The organism is Pseudanabaena sp. PCC 6802 (assembly GCF_000332175.1).
Classification (GTDB): domain Bacteria; phylum Cyanobacteriota; class Cyanobacteriia; order Pseudanabaenales; family Pseudanabaenaceae; genus PCC-6802.
The window spans coordinates 449,020-466,671 of sequence record NZ_KB235910.1 but is presented as its reverse complement, the minus strand read 5'-3'; the positions used below and the strand labels follow the sequence as shown (position 1 = coordinate 466,671).

General features: G+C 46.9%; 19 protein-coding genes. 7 read left to right on the top strand and 12 right to left on the bottom strand.

Annotated features, from left to right (window positions below; genetic code table 11):
• Positions 1–43: 43 nt before the first annotated feature.
• The 4 genes from PSE6802_RS0102315 to PSE6802_RS0102300 all read right to left on the bottom strand — a co-directional run bounded on the left by PSE6802_RS0102315 (position 44) and on the right by PSE6802_RS0102300 (position 4,862).
• Complete coding sequence (locus PSE6802_RS0102315; RefSeq protein WP_019498460.1) at positions 44–2,542, bottom strand: methyl-accepting chemotaxis protein; 2,499 nt, start codon at positions 2,540–2,542, stop codon at positions 44–46.
• A gap of 60 nt (positions 2,543–2,602) precedes the next feature.
• Positions 2,603–3,133, bottom strand: a complete 531-nt coding sequence (locus PSE6802_RS0102310) for a chemotaxis protein CheW (RefSeq protein WP_019498459.1) — start codon at positions 3,131–3,133, stop codon at positions 2,603–2,605.
• 153 nt (positions 3,134–3,286) lie between these two features.
• The gene (locus PSE6802_RS0102305) at positions 3,287–3,655 is read right to left on the bottom strand and encodes a response regulator transcription factor (RefSeq protein WP_019498458.1); all 369 of its coding nucleotides are present in this window, start codon (positions 3,653–3,655) and stop codon (positions 3,287–3,289) included.
• A 94-nt stretch (positions 3,656–3,749) separates the two neighbouring features.
• Positions 3,750–4,862: a response regulator gene (locus PSE6802_RS0102300; RefSeq protein WP_019498457.1), complete on the bottom strand. Its 1,113-nt coding sequence runs from the start codon at positions 4,860–4,862 to the stop codon at positions 3,750–3,752.
• A gap of 287 nt (positions 4,863–5,149) precedes the next feature.
• Between PSE6802_RS0102300 and PSE6802_RS0102295 the strand changes: the two genes are divergently transcribed.
• Positions 5,150–5,788: a ribonuclease HII gene (locus PSE6802_RS0102295; protein ID WP_019498456.1), complete on the top strand. Its 639-nt coding sequence runs from the start codon at positions 5,150–5,152 to the stop codon at positions 5,786–5,788.
• Between the two features lie 198 nt (positions 5,789–5,986).
• Here PSE6802_RS0102295 and psbA read toward each other — a convergent pair whose 3' ends face one another.
• The 4 genes from psbA to PSE6802_RS0102275 all read right to left on the bottom strand — a co-directional run bounded on the left by psbA (position 5,987) and on the right by PSE6802_RS0102275 (position 8,905).
• A complete protein-coding gene (psbA, locus tag PSE6802_RS0102290; protein ID WP_019498455.1) occupies positions 5,987–7,069 on the bottom strand; it encodes a photosystem II q(b) protein in 1,083 nt (360 codons plus the stop codon).
• A 156-nt stretch (positions 7,070–7,225) separates the two neighbouring features.
• Positions 7,226–7,675, bottom strand: coding sequence for a nucleoside-diphosphate kinase (gene ndk, locus PSE6802_RS0102285; protein WP_019498454.1), 450 nt, complete (start codon positions 7,673–7,675; stop codon positions 7,226–7,228).
• A 91-nt stretch (positions 7,676–7,766) separates the two neighbouring features.
• Positions 7,767–8,285 (bottom strand): VOC family protein, encoded by a 519-nt coding sequence (locus PSE6802_RS0102280; protein WP_019498453.1) that lies wholly within the window; start codon positions 8,283–8,285, stop codon positions 7,767–7,769.
• Between the two features lie 95 nt (positions 8,286–8,380).
• Complete coding sequence (locus tag PSE6802_RS0102275) at positions 8,381–8,905, bottom strand: DUF2808 domain-containing protein (protein ID WP_019498452.1); 525 nt, start codon at positions 8,903–8,905, stop codon at positions 8,381–8,383.
• A gap of 206 nt (positions 8,906–9,111) precedes the next feature.
• Between PSE6802_RS0102275 and PSE6802_RS0102270 the strand changes: the two genes are divergently transcribed.
• The 4 genes from PSE6802_RS0102270 (at position 9,112) to PSE6802_RS0102250 (ending at position 11,541) form a co-directional block, all read left to right on the top strand.
• On the top strand, positions 9,112–9,420 hold the full coding sequence (locus PSE6802_RS0102270; RefSeq protein WP_019498451.1) for a hypothetical protein: 309 nt from the start codon (positions 9,112–9,114) through the stop codon (positions 9,418–9,420).
• Between the two features lie 297 nt (positions 9,421–9,717).
• The gene (locus tag PSE6802_RS0102260) at positions 9,718–10,347 is read left to right on the top strand and encodes a chorismate lyase (RefSeq protein WP_019498449.1); all 630 of its coding nucleotides are present in this window, start codon (positions 9,718–9,720) and stop codon (positions 10,345–10,347) included.
• Positions 10,348–10,381: 34 nt separating this feature from the next.
• A complete protein-coding gene (gene coaD / locus PSE6802_RS0102255) occupies positions 10,382–10,861 on the top strand; it encodes a pantetheine-phosphate adenylyltransferase (RefSeq protein WP_019498448.1) in 480 nt (159 codons plus the stop codon).
• Between the two features lie 143 nt (positions 10,862–11,004).
• Positions 11,005–11,541: a hypothetical protein gene (locus tag PSE6802_RS0102250; protein ID WP_202950667.1), complete on the top strand. Its 537-nt coding sequence runs from the start codon at positions 11,005–11,007 to the stop codon at positions 11,539–11,541.
• Between the two features lies 1 nt (position 11,542).
• Here the strand turns inward: PSE6802_RS0102250 and PSE6802_RS0102245 are convergent, their stop codons facing one another.
• Together PSE6802_RS0102245 and murI are read right to left on the bottom strand one after the other, a co-directional pair.
• On the bottom strand, positions 11,543–13,111 hold the full coding sequence (locus tag PSE6802_RS0102245; protein WP_019498446.1) for an N-acetylmuramoyl-L-alanine amidase: 1,569 nt from the start codon (positions 13,109–13,111) through the stop codon (positions 11,543–11,545).
• A gap of 43 nt (positions 13,112–13,154) precedes the next feature.
• Positions 13,155–14,006 carry a glutamate racemase gene (murI, locus tag PSE6802_RS0102240; RefSeq protein ID WP_019498445.1) on the bottom strand — a complete coding sequence of 284 codons (852 nt, stop codon included), beginning with the start codon at positions 14,004–14,006 and terminating at the stop codon, positions 13,155–13,157.
• Between the two features lie 518 nt (positions 14,007–14,524).
• Between murI and PSE6802_RS0102235 the strand changes: the two genes are divergently transcribed.
• A complete protein-coding gene (locus PSE6802_RS0102235; protein WP_019498444.1) occupies positions 14,525–15,040 on the top strand; it encodes an inorganic diphosphatase in 516 nt (171 codons plus the stop codon).
• On the top strand, positions 15,015–15,161 hold the full coding sequence (locus tag PSE6802_RS33035) for a hypothetical protein (RefSeq protein WP_156815379.1): 147 nt from the start codon (positions 15,015–15,017) through the stop codon (positions 15,159–15,161). The genes PSE6802_RS0102235 and PSE6802_RS33035 overlap by 26 nt, the downstream gene beginning before the upstream one ends.
• Here PSE6802_RS33035 and miaA read toward each other — a convergent pair.
• Positions 15,158–16,096, bottom strand: a complete 939-nt coding sequence (gene miaA, locus PSE6802_RS0102230; protein WP_019498443.1) for a tRNA (adenosine(37)-N6)-dimethylallyltransferase MiaA — start codon at positions 16,094–16,096, stop codon at positions 15,158–15,160. The two genes, PSE6802_RS33035 and miaA, sit on opposite strands and share 4 nt — an antisense overlap.
• 162 nt (positions 16,097–16,258) lie before the next feature.
• Positions 16,259–17,620, bottom strand: coding sequence for a tRNA (N6-isopentenyl adenosine(37)-C2)-methylthiotransferase MiaB (miaB, locus tag PSE6802_RS0102225; protein WP_026102999.1), 1,362 nt, complete (start codon positions 17,618–17,620; stop codon positions 16,259–16,261).
• Between the last annotated feature and the right edge of the window lie 32 nt (positions 17,621–17,652).

The window sequence follows — 17,652 nt, the reverse complement described above, 5'->3', positions numbered from 1 at the left end:
TAAATATCACGTCTAGCCCAAGACATGCAAGCATGCATGTTAATTAAGATCTATTACCTCCTGCTTTATCTGACTCCACTCGGAACCGCTCTACAGACTCCTGCAAGCTACGGGCAACACTAACGAGATTTTGCAGCGATCCCGATACTCTCTGTGACTCTTGTGATGTCTCTTGGGCGGTCAATTCGACTGACTGCATAACTTGAGCCACAGTTCTGGATGTTTCTGTCTGTTTAATCGTATCTTCCGTAATCGATCGCACTAGCGTGTCGATGCGCTGCGATACCTGGATAATCTCGCTCAGAGATTGTCTTGCCTGTTCGGCTTTCTTAGTACCGTCAATTACCTGTTGCGTACCGACATCCATCGCCTGCTGTACGTTACTTGTCTCGCTTTGAATTTGCAATACAATGGCCTCAATGTCTTTAGATGCCTTGGATGCCTTATCTGCCAACTGCCTGACTTCATCTGCAACGATCGCAAAGCCTCTACCTGCTTCGCCTGCTCTTGCTGCTTCAATACTGGCATTCAATGCCAGAAGATTGGTTCGAGATGCAATTTGAGAAATCAGCCCCACAATCTTAGAAATTTCTTGGGAAGACTCGCCCAATCGTTTGACCTTACGGGTAGTTTCGGCAACGGTATTGCGAATGTCCAGGATACCTGCCACCGTACGTTCTACTGCCTCGCCGCCTTTAATTGCAGTTTGAGAGGCTAGCTTGGCTACTTGTTCTGCTTCCCTGGCGCTTTCAGCCACCCGTTGAATCGACTCCGTCATCATCTGCACGGAATTCAAAGTAACGCTTAATTCCTCCGCTTGACGCAGCGCGTCAGATGATAGACTGCGCGCAAAACTTTCATTCTCCCTTGAACCTTCACTCACTTGCTTAGCTGCCACCTTAACCTGCAGCACAATTTCTCTGAGGTTCTGAATAGTAAGGTTAAATGAGTCAGCTACAGCGCCTAATACGTCCGCTGTTACCTCTGCTTGTACGGTTAAGTCGCCTCGCGCCGCCCCTTCTACGTCGTCTAATAGACGAATAACCTGCCTTTGGAGATCTTCTTTAGCTTGCTCTTGCTCTTCTGCTTTACGTTGCGCTTCACTGGTACTGGCTAAGATTGATTGAGTCATTTGGTTAAAACTACGGGAGAGCTTACCAAAGTCATCTTCTGTATAGACAGTAGCCTGTGGATTCGTTTCACCGCGTATAACTAGCTCGATCTGAGATTGCAGGTTATCTGTGGAACGCTTGATAACTCTGGCTACGTGCATTCCAACTAAAAGGGCAATGCCACCGCTAGCTAGAGCGGCTACCAAGGCGATCGCACCACCATTGTTTCTCAGTTGCGTAGCTAGCTCTGCCTTATTTATCTGTTTCGGTGCCGTACTATTCATCTGATTTACCGAAACATTGGTCACTACACCAGCAGCGATCGCTGCTGCTAGACCTGCTAAGATCGCTGTAGATAAGGTCTTTGCTCGTAATGGCATATTGTCAAAGAATGCCAATGTGCCTTGCTTAGCCGTTTCTACTTTGGCAGTTTCGCCCACCTGCGATTTGACAGCAGCTACTGGGCTACGAGAGGTAGTACTACTAAACAGTTCCGCATCAGTATCGTCATCACCGCCAAACCCGGCAATAGAAAGCTGAGGTGAGGTACTGCCTAAATCACCCATATTAAATGCCGTGTCAAACTCATCAGAGCTGAAATCACTAGTATCATCATTCGTTACTATTTCAGTAGTATCTGGGTCGTCGAACGAAGAACTAGCGAAGCCAGAAATATCGTCGAAGCTGTCAAACTCATCTATAAAGACGACATCGTCGGAGGCATTGTCAATATTACTCCCGCGCTCGTAGTTGTTTGACATCCCCACCATCTGAGTAAGATTATTAGAGTAGTCAAATTCACCACTCTCTATATCAGCTATATCTTCGATTGAATCAAAGTCGAAATTATCAATTCCCCTGGCCATATTAGCCGTGCTGGCAGGCTCGGCATGGCTGTTAGCACTATTAGGCATCTGTATGTTGGTAGTCCTTTCCCCTTGCAAGTTAGTAGGTGGAGAGGAGAGGTTTTCTTGCCCAAACAGAAAGGGATCGTCTAACTCCCTTAACTCATCTAATTCAAATGGCTCGTCCGAATAACTACCAGTCTCCAAAACTGTTTTATTTACAGATGAACTATATGCTACCTCCCGCTCGGGTGACTCGCTTTCGTAGTATTGATCGATGGCATCAGAATCATTGGCATCAGTATTCTGGTTTAGCCTGTCTATGGCATTAGCCATACCCCAGTTAGCATTTTCAACAATTGATGTATCTTGGGTAAGCGTTAAAACCACCTGATACTCTTTAATGGCCTCCTGACAGTTATTTAAAACAAGGTTTACATGACCGTGCAAAAGATGATACGTTGGGTTGTCAGGTTGCTCTTGCACTAACTGATTTGTTAGATCGATCGCTGCTTCGTAGTCTCCCTGCATATAAGCTAGGGATGCTTTTTCGTACTCTTTTTGACTTTCGATGCTAGGTGCCATTGCTTTCTCCCAATCTATACCTGACCATTTTTGCTACTAAAACCTTGTTAAATAGAAACCTTAAGATGCCCAACGTGCCGATCGCAAAATACTTGTTTGATCCAGGAGCTTTAATGGCACGTTCTCTGACTCTAGCTGCCACTCTCCTTTCACAAACGGAGCCATACTATCTAAGTTCGATCTGGGAACCCGGAGTCGATCGGGGTCAAGCCAGGTCATAACGCCAATACTTTCAATGGCTAGACCAAGCATTAAACCCTGGTCTTCAATTGCAATTATTGATATTTCGGAGCGATCTGTATTAACTGCGGTAGAATTACCTAAGAACTGACCCAAATCGCCTACCCAGACTACCCTACCTCTAATGTTAACCGTACCTAACAGTAAAGGTGAAACATTGGGTATGGGGTTGATGCGATCGGGAGTGTATTCTAATACCTCTTTAATTCCCGTTGCAGGCAGTGCAAACTCCATGCCAGAACCCACAAAAAAACGCAGGTAAAGTTCGCCCTCTGGTGCTTCAAGTTCCCCTTGAAACTCAGTGACTCGATCCCGATCTATTCCTGGTAGTAAGTCTTCATTCGCCACCATAGTCTGGAAGTATTACCTCAAAATATTGCTTGCACTTTTGCGAACTTGCTTTTGCGGACTGAAAAGTTCTAGCTCTGGGTTAAACTACAGATAGTAGCTAACAGTAGTGAAATAATCAACTCAAATAAATAGTAAAGATAGAGTTATCTTTATCTAACTTTTTCTCAGTAATTGTTTAACGGTGCCAACTAATTCTTGTGGCTGAAATGGCTTAGCAATATATGCATCAGCGCCCTGTCTCATACCCCAGTAACGATCGAATTCTTCACCTTTAGTCGAGCACATTACCACTGGGACTTCTTGGGTTTTGGGGTCTAGTTTTATGCGACGGCACAACTCATAGCCATTCATGCGCGGCATGACGATGTCAAGAACAACAATGTCAGGTCGGGAGTTTTTGATTTGTTCTAATGCTTCCACCCCATCTCCTGCTGAGGTAACTGATAGGCCAATCCCCTTTAACAGATCGGAGATCATTTCTCGTTGAGGCGGGCTATCTTCAACTACTAAAACTTTACTCATATAAAATTACCGTTCCTAATTTGCTCGCGATCTATTCCTCATTATTTTGTCTCTTGTGCTCTAGGCTTTGATGCACTGCTTACTAGTAAGGTGCTCAGGATATGACAGCATTACCGGAATTGGTACTCATACCTAGATATTTTTCTACTGTGGTTAGCAGTTCTTTTTCTCCGAAGGGCTTTGTTAGATACTCAGTTGCGCCAACTATCCTTGCCTTTACTCGATCAATATACCCATCTTTACCTGTAAGCATAACAATTGGTGTGTGCTGGAATGTACTTGACTTTCTTAACATGGCACATAGCTCGTAGCCATCTAGTTCTGGCATAGCTATATCGCACAATATAAGGTTGGGTTTGAGTTGGAAGACCAGACTGAGGGCTTTGATAGGATTAGAAATAGCTGTAACTTGATAGCCATCATTATGTAGAATATACTCTACCGCTCGGCAGATCGTCATGCTGTCATCAATGCAAACTACCCGAGGCGCTTCGTGTTTGAGTCGGGTTGGTATATTAGAGCGCACGTTTGCCATGCCAATGCTACGCATTTCAATTGCGGCATAAATAGATTTGGCGATCGCGAATGTACTTTTCCTGGAGTAGCGAGCGATTTGTCTGAGTGATGTCTTGCCATCAAACCACGATGTTATGTTGTGGAGGGATGGCGGTATGGCCTCACTTCTTAGTACTACAGGGCACTGGTTAGGTGTCTGGATGAGGGGATAAAGCTGCTTCCATGCCTGTAGTTGCCTAAGTACAACACCTGATAATAGCGAAAACTTAAGTGCAGTCAGTTGTGGGGATAGGGCCGAGCCAGTTTGAAATGCAAAAGTCCCCTGGCAGAGGCTGAGTATATCAAATAGAACCTCAAGGGTCATGCTGTGGATAATTTTTCTGGCTTGGGTGGGGGTTAAGATGCGGGACTCTAGTAAAGTCCAAATTTGACCGTATTCTAAAACGTTAATGCCAAGCTTTGATGTCACTAATCGCTCTAAGCGGTTTTCCAGGTTTAATCCGTACAAGTAATCTCTCAGCCGATTTAGATTTCTGTCTGGATCCGTAGAGTAGACAATTTGACCATTACGGAAAAACATAAACCAAAACTGTCCTGTACTGGACTCAACTAATAGCTCTCCAGTACGCTGTCCAAACTCTATGAGTTTAAGCAGACTATTTACATCGATCTCGCTAAGGGTGCCTTGCATTTATTCCAATTAATGCCTGACTTGCAAACTGCTTTATAGCACTTTTCAACTGAGAGCGGGTTTTATTTTTGGGGTGAAGGGGTTCCACCCCTTGTTAGGGGCAACGCCCCACCCCCCTACTTAGACCTGAAAACCGCTATAACTACTTAAGCTAGTATTAAAGTTAAATATAGCTGCATACAGATCTGTTAGTACAGAGGGTGTAGGGATTGTTCTTCACTCAGGGGTTCTAGCCCTGCCACCTCTACCTAAGTAGTTTACGACTATTTTTTAATTAAATTTGCACTGTGCTTAATTGCCAAGAAATTGAATCGCAACTTCAACCTGTTGCAGGGGTAGATGAGGTTGGCCGAGGCGCATTATTCGGTGCGGTGGTGGCAGCAGCAGTAATTTTACCAGTAGATCGATTCTCAGTCTTACATAAAGCAGGGGTAACTGACAGTAAGCGCCTCGCACCTCAGCGTCGGGCGACCCTCGATCGCCTGATTCGTGAGGTGGCTGTGGATTGTCAGGTGGGTATGGCGACAGTTGAGGAAATTGATCGCATGAATATTTTGGAGGCTAGCCTGCTGGCGATGGAGCGATCGATTGCCAAGCTAAAAATCAAACCCAACCACTGTTTAATTGACGGGAATCAACCACTGAGATTTCGGCTGATCGAGCCTTTACCGCAGACAACGGTTGTAAAAGGCGATGCTACGTGCCTTTCGATCGCAGCAGCTAGTATTGTGGCAAAGGTGTGGCGCGATCGTCTGATGACAGAGCTGGATCTTGAATATCCCGGTTACGATTTAGCTAAGAATAAAGGCTATGGCACGGTCAAACATCGGGAAGCCATTTTGCGATTGGGTTATTCAGATCGACACCGCCAGTCATTTCGGATTCAGGAATACTGCGAAGATGATAGCCGCGTGCAAATCTTTTAGTACAGGGGGTAGTAGGGTTACAGTCCCCACGCAGGGGCGTAACCCCTGCACCCCGTCCTAAGCCTGTTGGCTATAGCTATAATTCTAAAGCTACGGGTATATAGCCATAGCTGAAAAACAAAGGGCCACCCAAAAGGATGGCTCTTTGTTTCTAATTTAGACTAATTGGAGAATACTAGATTGACTGGACTAGCCAGATTAGCCGTTAATCGCAGGAGCAGTCAATGCCACTGGAGCTACATCAATCGCGGCCAGGTCGAGCGGGAAGTTGTGAGCGTTGCGCTCGTGCATGACTTCCATACCCAGATTGGCGCGGTTGATGACATCTGCCCAGCTCGGCACCACATGTCCCTGGCTGTCTGCAATTGACTGGTTGAAGTTAAACCCATTCAGGTTGAACGCCATCGTGCTTACGCCCAACGAGGTGAACCAGATACCTGCCACTGGCCATAGTGCCAAGAAGAAGTGCAAGCTACGGCTATTGCTGAAGCTTGCGTATTGGAAAATCAATCGTCCAAAGTAACCGTGAGCGGCAACAATGTTGTAGGTTTCTTCCTCTTGACCGAACTTGTAACCGTAGTTGGCAGATTCGTTCTCGGTCGTTTCGCGGATCAAGCTAGAGGTAACTAAAGAACCGTGCATGGCGCTGAACAAGCTACCACCGAACACACCCGCTACGCCCAACATGTGGAAGGGGTGCATCAAGATGTTGTGCTCGGCTTGGAACACGATCATGAAGTTGAACGTACCAGAGATACCCAGAGGCATACCATCAGAGAAGGAGCCTTGACCGATGGGGTAAATCAAGAATACGGCGGTGGCGGCGGCGACGGGAGCGCTGTAAGCCACAGCAATCCACGGGCGCATACCTAAGCGGTAGCTCAACTCCCATTCTCGACCCATGTAGCAAAAAATGCCGATCAGGAAATGGAAGATCACAAATTGGTAAGGACCACCGTTATAGAGCCACTCGTCTAAGCTGTCTGCTTCCCAAATGGGGTAAAAGTGCAAGCCAATAGCGTTGGAAGAAGGAACTACGGCACCAGAGATCATGTTGTTGCCATAGACTAAGGAGCCGGAAACAGGCTCGCGGATGCCGTCGATATCCACGGGGGGAGCGGCGATGAAGGCGATGACGAAGCATGTGGTAGCTGCCAGCAAGCAGGGAATCATCAGAACGCCGAACCAACCGATATAGAGGCGGTTCTCGGTGCTGGTAATCCAGTTGCAGAACTGATCCCACAGCGAAGCGCTCTCGCGTCTTTGGGCTGCGATTGTCATTTACTGTTCTTAACCTTATTAAAGTTACGGAAGATTGTTAAGTAAGATTAACTTACTTGTTACAGAATATATCGAAATGTTAAGAACAGTCAATAGCGATCGCTATATTAATTATTAAGAAATTGTTACATTCGGCTTTCAGGCTTGGAGTCACCCTTATTCGTATATCCAGGGGGAAATTGTTGGTTGCCAACTTACCAATTCAGAATCCGTAAACCAGAGTGCTATTTCTCGTTCGGCGGTCTCCGGGGCATCTGAGCCGTGGATGATATTGCGCCCAACATCAACGCCAAATTCACCGCGTATAGTTCCGTTGTCGGCATTGAGAGGATTTGTCGCACCGACGATCTTACGAGCAGTAGCGATTACTTCTTTGCCTTCCCATACCATAGCTACAACTGGGCCAGAGGTAATGAAGTTTACCAAGCCAGGGAAAAACGGCTTTTCTTTATGCTCTCCGTAATGCTTTTCAGCTAGCTCGCGGCTGACCATAATCATTTTAAGACCGACTAGCTGAAACCCTTTGGCTTCAAACCTACTGATAATGTTGCCAACTAGAGCGCGTTGTACGCCATCAGGCTTGACTGCTAGAAATGTCCTTTGCATGTGAAATCCTTATTGTTTAACCACAGCAATCAATTATTTCACAGCATTGTTCGCAAAACCTATAGCGGTTTTCAGAAGGCTCTATAAAAACCTAGCCAACTATTTCTTCGATCTCAATAACCCGCCCGTCTGGATCTTTGACTAGAAACTGTAGAGGATTTTCATTCAGGATCTTATGTTTCATGCCGAGAGTTTGAATCCTTAACAGGACTTTTTCGACGCAGTCCCGATTGAAGCAAACGTGACGGCTGCGCTTCGGGTTAACCATCCTGGCACCAGGAACTATATGGATCTGAGCATTTTTCTGCAACTGATACCACAACCCTTCGGTAGCATACTGGGATTTAGTTTTTGTTCCCATGGAATCCCTGGGCAAATACATGGGATCGATCGTCGTACCTAAACCCTGATCGTAGCCGTAGTAGTAATGTAATGGCACATCGGCATGAGGTAGCTCCAACTGACCTTCATAAAAAACCTTAGCCTGCTCCATATCAGATACCATCACGGTATGAACCTTGGGCGCGCTGGTCAAAAACATCCACATGGCAACTGCATAAGCGCCAAGCAAAAGAACCATTACCCCTTGGGTAGAGAACAGGAAATCCATCTTTGCAAAAAAGTAAACTGTATGACCTTAATGCTTGCTATTTTAGTTTGACATTTAATATATTTCCCAGATTGTTATATTTCTGTTCGGATTTTCTAGTTATAAATGTCAACTAGCCATTGTCCTAAAAACTTGAACAAGGGGTTAGCTTCTGTGCCTAGTGCTTGAGCCTGAATCCGATACATGCCAGAATCGCTGGGGTTGCTTACTCCCGTGACAATTAGTTCCAGTTCGTTGTTAGGCGCAGCGGCGATCGCTTCTTTAAACACGTATCTGGTGCTACCAACCTCTTTATCGACGATCGTCTCTTGGATGGCATACTTCTTTTTGGTTTGTCGGTTTACGATTTCAACGCTTTCGTCAAATATGCCTCGAAACGCTTGCGGGTAAATGACCTGAAATTCGGCAACGGCTTTATTGCTAGGTAACTTGGCAAAGAAGCTGTAGGTATTGAGTCTAGCTCCAGGCCGCTTTGTACGTGTTGTGTAGGGTAAGGTGGAATCCCGGCCCGACCCAAAGATCACGATATTATTCTGCGCTGTTACTGATAAGGGCGCAATCCCCGAATACGACAAGCAGCAGATTGTCAGAGCAGCAGGCAGAATTCCACGTATATTCATCAGGAGGTAATCTGTTTAGTTAGCGATCGCTACATTATCAAAGTTTATATAATTCTATAATCTCCACATGGGTCGATTAACGATCGCAAAAATATAAAAGTTTAATTCGTGAGTTTTGCCAATATTCTCCTAACCTAACAAAACCAGAAAATCAAGTTAGCATTGCTATATAGCCAATAATTTGCAAAGTTTTTAGGTAATCGTTTATGAATGAATTAAGTAAGTACCGCTTTAAATGTACCCTTTCGCTCGGCGATATCTACGGTCAGGTCATTGTGTGGCTAGCCGTCGTGTTTGCAAGCTTAGCCGCAGCATTGTCGTTAATGAGTCATCCCATGTATGCCCTGGCAGTAGTGGGCTTGATTATTGTAGTGTCTTTACCATTCCTGCTTTTTGCCTTTGTCAGTACGCTCTTTAATCATATTGAGGTCGAACCAATCGAAGAAACCCAAAGACAAACCGCAAGTTCTGGCGCTAACAAGCCATCTATCTCTGTGAAGAATGCTGTTGCCTAGGGATTTACCTAATAGGTTTCTCGCATACATTCATGCAGTTGCGACAAATAATTTGTAGCTGTAAAAAATTCATTGACGTAGGTGTAGGGGCAGGTTTTGTACGAGCGTTATCGGTAACAAGCAAAAACTTCTAGCTAAACCTGCCCTTACATAGAGCATATCAATGAAAAATTTACAGTTAGAATAATTTCGAGAAAAATAGCGATCGCTGCTTAACCTGCGATCGCTATTCTTTTGCACTAACAGTTGAAAGTAGATTACAATTGCTTTATGAAGTAATGTTAAGGCAGGCATTGTATGCAAACCTACTCGCAATTAGACAAGCAGTTAGATAGCCAAACAACTGAAGTTAAGAATGCTTGGAATTGGATCGTCGATCCCCTATGGCAGGGTAATGCGACAGACATGCGTCAAGGTCTACCATTTAATCTGATGTCGCCACACTGGCAAATGTTTTTACTGGGGGACGGAGCGCCTACACGTCACCTGCAACTGCTCGCTCAGTCTGAAATTGTTGTGGATGTGATTGCTATGACACCAATTGATGATAGCAATGACAATGCTCCTTCAGACATTAACGATATACCCGCACCGCGCACCCGTCGCCAGATTTGGCTGAAGTGTGCTAAGACAGGCGAAATACTATCCCATGCCACTTCCTGGTGGTCTACGGCTAAGATTGCCCAGCACCTCAAAGATCCATCCCTACCGATTTGGTCGAGCCTCAACCAAAAACATACAGAACTGTACCGCGATCTGCGGGGTATTCATCAAGGTTATTGTCCTGGTCTGGCTAAGGCTTTTAGCCATCCAGGCCCTTACTGGGGCAGGCATTATCTGCTGTGGAACGGCGGTCAGCCGCTCACGATGATTTATGAAATATATTCACCTGCGATCGCTAAATATTTAGGGCCAAGCAGAATATAATCCCAAGCATAGTTTTAATGGGGTTATTCCTAAATTGATTGCGATCTATCCAGGCAGTTTTGACCCAATCACGTTTGGGCATGTAGACATTATTGAAAGGGGCTGTCGCCTATTCGATCGCGTGATTGTAGCGGTGGTGAGCAACCCTAACAAAACCCCCTTATTTACTATGCAAGAACGCATAGAGCAGATCTTAACTGCAACTAGCCATATTAGCGGTGTTGAGGTGGACTGCTTTTCGGGCTTAACTGTAGCATACGCTAAAAGCAAGGGCGCTAAAGTACTGATTCGAGGCTTGCGAGCGGTCTCTGACTTTGAAATGGAACTGCAAATGGCTCATACCAATAAGACGCTGTCTGAAGAAATCGAAACTGTATTTCTGGCAACATCGAACGAATATAGCTTTCTCAGCAGCAGTGTAGTCAAGGAAATTGCCAAACTAGGAGGGCCGATCGAGCATCTTGTCCCAGATGCGATCGCATCTTTGCTGAAGCAACGCTTTAATGCTGGCTAAACCTGAATTCAGCGGAATTTCCCACCCGTCTATTCGGCGGGGTAGTTCATAGTACAATGTCGTATACGGAAATCTGCGAGTAAGAAGAGGCAATGGAATAGCTCCCGTCCCTAATGATTTTGGACACCATAACCGAAACTTTTATGAATCTGCATAAGGAATTAGATACTCTGGAAGAAATGATTTTGGAAAGTGGGCCTCGAATTATGGGTCGGACTCTGATCGACGAGGAGAAAATATGCCAGCAGATCGACCAGGTACGTTTTGCCATTCCCGATTCAGTGAACAAAGCTCAAGAGATTCTGCAGTACAAGCAACAAATAATTACCGAAGCAGAGCAATACGCTGCTGATGTCGTCAAAGCCGCAGAATTAAGGGCCGCCAAACTGGTTGAAGATTCAGTAATTCTGCGTCAGGTTGAAACTGAGGCGCAACAGATCCGCCGTCACACCCAGGAAGATTGCGAACAAATGCGAGCCCAAACAATCAACGAAATCGATCGGGTACGCCGCCAGGCGCAAAAAGAGTGGGAAGCCATGCGGCACAAAGCTATGACTGAGTCCGAAGAAATGCAACGCGGTGCAGATGAGTATAGCGATCGCATTCTGAGCAACCTGGAAAACCAGTTGGTGGAAATGATTAAAATCATCCAAAACGGCAGGAAGGAAATCAGGCGCTAAGTTAACGCCTGTAGGACTTGATAAATTGATCTACACCTCGGGCGATCGAAGCAGCCATTCGTTCCTGATAGGCTGGGTTACTCAAGTTAGCAGCCTCGCGTGGATTTGTCACAAAGCCCGTCTCCACCAAAATAGCTGGCATAGAAGTATGTTTGATTACATAGAACCCAGCACCTCTCACACCGCGATCGAGCGCGCCCGTACCAGCCATGATCTGCTCGTGCACTATGGCCGCCAGTTGGCGGCTAACCGTAGCGCCCCTAGCATGATAGGTCTCGATCCCGCTAATGTCGCTGGATCTTGTCTCTAGAGCATTGGCATGAATGCTGACAAACACCTCGGCTCTAACCCTCTCTGCCAGACTGACACGCGGCTCAAGATCTAAGTCAATATCATCGGTGCGCGTATAAACCACCGAATATCCCATTTGTTGAAGAATGCGTCCCAAACGCAGGCTAATGGGTAAGGTAACATTCTTCTCTTGAATACCGTTGCCAATCGTGCCAGGGTCTGGCCCGCCATGACCGGGATCGACAACAATCACACCACGCCCGCGATTAGGTACGTTCACTGAAGGGGATGGATAGGGACGAGGTCTAGGGTAAGCTGGGGTGGGATAGGGAGATGCTGAAGGCGAAGGAACGGGTGAATTGACTGGCGGAACTTGTTCAACCGTACCCCAACTGGCTCCACTCATCTGTAAGGCAATTTGCGCCCGGTTACCATCTGTAATTTCGCGTAGCTGCCAACCTGGTGCCACCTTAATTCCCACTAAAACTGAACTGCCCACCTGCGTGAGCCGCAGTCTTTCTATGGGGCTGCTGGCCGGTAAAGCAGGGCGCTGGATTTGTGGGGAAATCTGAGCCGAGCTAATTGTAATGTTGAATGTCCGGCTGGGTAAATCCAGGCTGCCTCTGTAAGCGATATCGCGATTAGCCTGAATTAATAACTGCCCGGAATTTGTCAGAGACAAACTTTGAATTAACGTTAGCCCAGAGTTTGTAACGGGACTGTTGTTAATTACAACTGGAGAATTCGGAACGGCTGGTGGAACTCCACCAGGTTGCGTGACTTGACGACCAGCAGGCAATATTATTAAACCACCCCGACTGGGGTTAAAAACCGTCTGCCAATTTAATTTGCTATTTGGATCGTTGGGATCTAAATCCAGCACGATTCGAGCAACTGAGGGGCTTTTCTGAAATTGCGCCACCCTAATTTGCCTGATGCCAAACTGATTAATAGGAATAGAAGTACCGTGCATATCGCGCGGCACGGAAGTTGACATTAAATCGACGATCAGGCGATCGGGAGATTCCACTCGCTGCATCTCGATCCGAGGATTGCCATTCATTATTAACAGCAAACCTTCGGGGGCAACTTGAACGTTTCGCAGCCGCAATAAACCAGTCACAAATGGCACGGGAACTTGTGCTTGCACTGGGATTTGTGCTTGCAATTGTTCGCGCTCTGGGGAGGTAGGGGGCGGAGCAGTTTGGGATTGAACTGGCCCACTAAAGAAATTACCGAAAAACCACAGGCATAGTCCAAACCGTAACTGCTGTCGCATTAATCTACGCCACTCCGCAAGCTTAAATAATTATGGGCAGAACTTAGGAAAGCAATTCTACAGGAGAAAGCACAACTTTTTCTACCGTCGGCATCTTATTTAACCAGCGACTTGAAATTTGAGCAAACTGTTCTGGATCCCCACTAACGTAAAATTTAGTCAGATCGCGGCTAATTGCAGACCTAGGGTCGGTATGACGCAAGCCCAGAATTTCTAGTTCCTTAGCAGCAGCCCGTACGACGGAGACCGCAGGATCGACAAATCGGACATGAGCTGGAAGTATTTGCCTGAACACGTCTGCTAGATGGGGGTAATGGGTACAGCCAAACACCAAAGTGTCAATATCGGCTGCTAGCATGGGGGTCAAATATTCCCTTGCCACCTCTAGAGTGTAGGGATCGTTAATGCGATTCGATTCAATCAGAGGGACAAACTCCGGACACGCCACTTGCCAGATCTGAGCGTGGGATTGCATTTCTGCCAGGCTTTCTGAGATCGCCTGTACGTAAGCTTCGCTGTTTACAGTAGCAGTCGTGGCGATGACACCAATGCGCCTTCCCTTTTTTACTGCTGCCCTTGCCCCAGGCAAGATCACCCCTAAAATTGGGAAGTCAAACTCCTGACGCAAAGCGTCCAGTGCTAAAGCGGAACTAGTGTTACAAGCCATGATTACCATCTTGACTTGCTGGGACTGCATCCACACTAGTATCTGCTGCACGAACTCGATAATTTCAGTTTGAGTGCGCTTGCCATAGGGAAGCCTGGCTGTATCGCCAAAATACACTACAGATTCATGCGGTAATTGTCGGTTAAGTTCCTGCAATACCGTGAGTCCACCTACCCCACTATCAAACACACCTATAGGGTAACTAGATCTTTTTATTTCTGAAACCATTCACTGCCTCACACATCACTGCTCACAGTAAAGCATAATTTACAAAATGTTGACAAATCCGAAGTGTCTACTACGGAAATATTAAGTTTTTGTGAATCGACCTGAAAGTCGGACCTCTAATCTTAGGCATTTGCGTCTAGCGAGTTTAAATTGCTGCCATCATACAGCAAGCTCCATATGTGGCAAGTAATTTTTTATATTGGATTTAGTTTGGAAAAGAGAGTAGCCTGCAACGCTCTAAGTGAAAGGGTAGAATGACCTGAATAATGTCAAGCCAAGGGACTTGAGTCAAAATAAAACATCCGCGATGCGTTACGGCGATCGCCTGACACATCTTACAACGGGGAGATTATTTAACCGCGCTTCCCTAAGTATTTTTTAGAGATCGATCTTCCGATCAGATTTACTCTTATAAGCCTAGCAGTATCAGATCGAACTTATACTTACTTAAGTTACCCTTTGGGGAACTTTTTCGATCGATTGCTTATAAATAATTAAGGAACCGTTAAACAAAGTCTATGGATCTATCTCGCATTCCCGCCCAACCCAAGCCCGGACTCTTGAACGTATTAATTGAGATTCCTGCTGGTAGCAAGAATAAGTACGAATTTGACAAAGATCTCAATGCCTTTGCGCTCGATCGCGTTTTGTATGCCTCTGTACAATACCCCTACGATTATGGCTTCGTGCCGAATACGCTAGCTGATGATGGCGATCCGCTTGACGGCATGGTTATGATGGATCAGCCCACTTTCCCAGGCTGCGTGATTGCGGCGCGACCAATTGGCATGCTGGTCATGATTGATGGTGGCGATCGCGACGAGAAAATTCTCTGCGTTCCTGATAAAGATCCCCGCTATGCCAATGTCAAGTCGATTGACGATATTGCCCCCCATCGTTTGGATGAGATTGCCGAGTTTTTCCGCACTTATAAAAATCTGGAGAAAAAGGTGACTGATATCAAAGGTTGGCAGGGTTTGGATGCCGTTGAGGCAATTGTCAACCAGTGTGTGGAAGCTGGAAAAGCCAAATAATTTTTTCCAGGATTTCCACCCGAAGTTTACCGATGCCCGCTGTAGGGGCAGTGCCCCCGTGCCTGCCCTCAACTACCCCATGCTTGCCCTCAACCAATTAGAGCGATCGCGATCGCTCTAATTAACGCAAGACGATCGTTGATTTGCCTGGACGAACTGGGCGATCCGTTCCCAAATTCTCTCTAAAAGATGATGGCGATCGAGGCGATCGCCATCATCTAATTCAAACCATTCAACTTGCCGATCGCCCCGAAACCAAGTGCGTTGGCGCTTGGCAAATTGACGGGTATGCAAAATGGTTTGTGCTGTTGCTTCCGATAAGGAAATTTTCCCTGCCAGGTGCTGTTGCATTTCTTTGTAGCCAAGAGTATGTAGCAATGGTAAGCCTTCACCATATTTCTGATTGAGATATCTCACTTCCTCTAACCAACCATCAGCGAGCATTTGCTCTGTGCGCTGGCTAATCCTTTGGAGCAAGAGGTTGCTTTGGCAGTCCAGACCAATTTGTAAAATTGGATAATCGGGTGGGGCTTCACCTTGCTGGGCAGAGATAGGAATGCCTGTAACATAAAATACTTCTAATGCCCGCAGCGTTCTGACCGCATCGTTAGCATGAATTAGAGTAGCAGAGATGGGATCGACCTGCTGTAGCATCTGATAGCAAGAGTTCTGTCCCCATGTGGCTAGTTGCGATCGCAATTCCATCTGAGGCGCAACGTGGGGAATTTTCATCCCTTTCACCACAGAGCGCACGTACAGCCCGGTTCCTCCAACTAGCAGAGGAATGCGGTTTTGAGAGTGTAAATTGGCGATCGCAGCCTGAGCCTGCATTTGATAATCGGCTACAGTGAGCGTCTCGGTGGGAGCGCAAATATCGATGAGATGATGCTTAATTTTTTGGCGATCGCGCTCTGACGGTTTTGCCGTGCCGACATCAAATTCGCGGTAAACCTGTCTGGAGTCGGCGCTAATAATTTCGGTACCCAAGCGCTCGGCTAAAGCCATAGCGAGGCCAGATTTTCCGGTTGCCGTAGCCCCGCAGATTACAATCAGCATGAACCCTCACCCCTGGCTCCTCTCCCTCAGGGAGAGGGGAAAAGAAGCAGGGCGGGGGCTGTGCCCCTGCAACCCATTGGTATGAGATGTAGCATTAGCCATCAATCTATTCCCTATCAAAACGATCGCAGGTGGCAGGTAGGGTGGGCAACGTCCGCCTTACTACACGGAGACGGGAAGCTTAGCTTCGACTAAATGTCCAGTCAGACTGAAGGCTCTAGCTTCGGTAATTTTCACTTTGACGATCTGCCCCTTGAGTTCAGATGCCCCAGCAAAGAAAGTTATGCGGTTGCCTCGCGTGCGTCCCATCATCTGAGTGGCATCTTTGGGATTTTGCTCTTCCACTAGAACTTCTTCGATGCGCCCCAGATAGCGCTGCGATCGCTCCGCCGCTTTAATTGATACGAGGTGATTGAGGCGCTGCAAGCGATCGGCTTTTACTTCGTCGCTGAGCTGCTGCTCCCAAAGCGCAGCCGGAGTTCCAGGTCGAGGCGAATAGGCAGCGGTATTGAGCAAGTCAAAACCAATCTCATCGACTAAATCTAAAGTATTTTGGAATTGTGCCTCAGTCTCGCCTGGGAAACCCACGATCGCATCGGCACTGATCCCTGCGTGGGGCATGGATTGCCGAATGTGATGGATAATGCGGCGATATTTTTCGTGAGTATAGCCCCGCGCCATTGCTTTCAGGATGTGATTATCACCGGACTGGAAGGGAATGTGGAAATGCTCGCAAACCTTTGGCAGTTCGGCACAAGCCGCGATCAGGCGATCGGTGAAATAACGGGGGTGGCTGGTGGCAAATCGAATCCGCTCGATTCCAGGTACATCGTGTACGCATCGCAGTAAATCCGTAAGCGTGTGGAGGTGACGACCCTCTGGCGTAACACCGGGTAAATCGCGCCCATAGGCATCGATATTTTGTCCCAGTAACGTCACTTCTTTATAGCCTTGGCGACCTAGTTCTACAATTTCATTACGAATGGCTTCTGGCGATCGCGATTGCTCGACACCCCGGACATTAGGGACAACGCAATAGGTACAGCGTTCGTTACAGCCATAAATGACATTCACCCATGCCGACACCTGACTATCGCGGCGGGGTTTGGTAATGTCCTCCATAATGTGGATGGGCTCGGTTGCCACCACCTGATTGCCCGCAAACACCTGCTCCAGCAGATCTGCCAGACGATTGGCGTGTTGCGGCCCCATAACTAGATCTAGTTCTGGTACCCGTCTTAGTAATGCTTCACCCTCCTGTTGCGCCACGCATCCGGCTACCACCAGCGTTAGATCGGCTTGTTCGTGTTTGCGCCGTGCCTGTCTGCCCAGATAGGAATAAACCTTTTGTTCGGCATTGTCACGAATCGTGCAGGTATTGTATAGCACTAGATTGGCATCGTTGGGATCTTCGGTAAACTCAAAACCCATGCCTTCGAGTATGCCTGCCATGCGCTCGGAATCGGCTTTATTCATCTGGCAGCCAAAGGTAGTGATGTGGTAGCGACGAGAGTTAGCAGTCATAATTAATCTAGTTCTGGCAAATCTAATGAGTA

Coding starts and splice junctions, on each gene's coding strand:
- PSE6802_RS0102315 (WP_019498460.1), bottom strand. CDS start 2,542: ATGGCACCTAGCATCGAAAGTCAAAAAGAGTACGAAAAAGCATCCCTA.
- PSE6802_RS0102310 (WP_019498459.1), bottom strand. CDS start 3,133: ATGGTGGCGAATGAAGACTTACTACCAGGAATAGATCGGGATCGAGTC.
- PSE6802_RS0102305 (WP_019498458.1), bottom strand. CDS start 3,655: ATGAGTAAAGTTTTAGTAGTTGAAGATAGCCCGCCTCAACGAGAAATG.
- PSE6802_RS0102300 (WP_019498457.1), bottom strand. CDS start 4,862: ATGCAAGGCACCCTTAGCGAGATCGATGTAAATAGTCTGCTTAAACTC.
- psbA (WP_019498455.1), bottom strand. CDS start 7,069: ATGACAATCGCAGCCCAAAGACGCGAGAGCGCTTCGCTGTGGGATCAG.
- ndk (WP_019498454.1), bottom strand. CDS start 7,675: ATGCAAAGGACATTTCTAGCAGTCAAGCCTGATGGCGTACAACGCGCT.
- PSE6802_RS0102280 (WP_019498453.1), bottom strand. CDS start 8,285: ATGGATTTCCTGTTCTCTACCCAAGGGGTAATGGTTCTTTTGCTTGGC.
- PSE6802_RS0102275 (WP_019498452.1), bottom strand. CDS start 8,905: ATGAATATACGTGGAATTCTGCCTGCTGCTCTGACAATCTGCTGCTTG.
- PSE6802_RS0102270 (WP_019498451.1), top strand. CDS start 9,112: ATGAATGAATTAAGTAAGTACCGCTTTAAATGTACCCTTTCGCTCGGC.
- PSE6802_RS0102260 (WP_019498449.1), top strand. CDS start 9,718: ATGCAAACCTACTCGCAATTAGACAAGCAGTTAGATAGCCAAACAACT.
- PSE6802_RS0102250 (WP_202950667.1), top strand. CDS start 11,005: ATGAATCTGCATAAGGAATTAGATACTCTGGAAGAAATGATTTTGGAA.
- PSE6802_RS0102245 (WP_019498446.1), bottom strand. CDS start 13,111: ATGCGACAGCAGTTACGGTTTGGACTATGCCTGTGGTTTTTCGGTAAT.
- murI (WP_019498445.1), bottom strand. CDS start 14,006: ATGGTTTCAGAAATAAAAAGATCTAGTTACCCTATAGGTGTGTTTGAT.
- PSE6802_RS0102235 (WP_019498444.1), top strand. CDS start 14,525: ATGGATCTATCTCGCATTCCCGCCCAACCCAAGCCCGGACTCTTGAAC.
- miaA (WP_019498443.1), bottom strand. CDS start 16,096: ATGCTGATTGTAATCTGCGGGGCTACGGCAACCGGAAAATCTGGCCTC.
- miaB (WP_026102999.1), bottom strand. CDS start 17,620: ATGACTGCTAACTCTCGTCGCTACCACATCACTACCTTTGGCTGCCAG.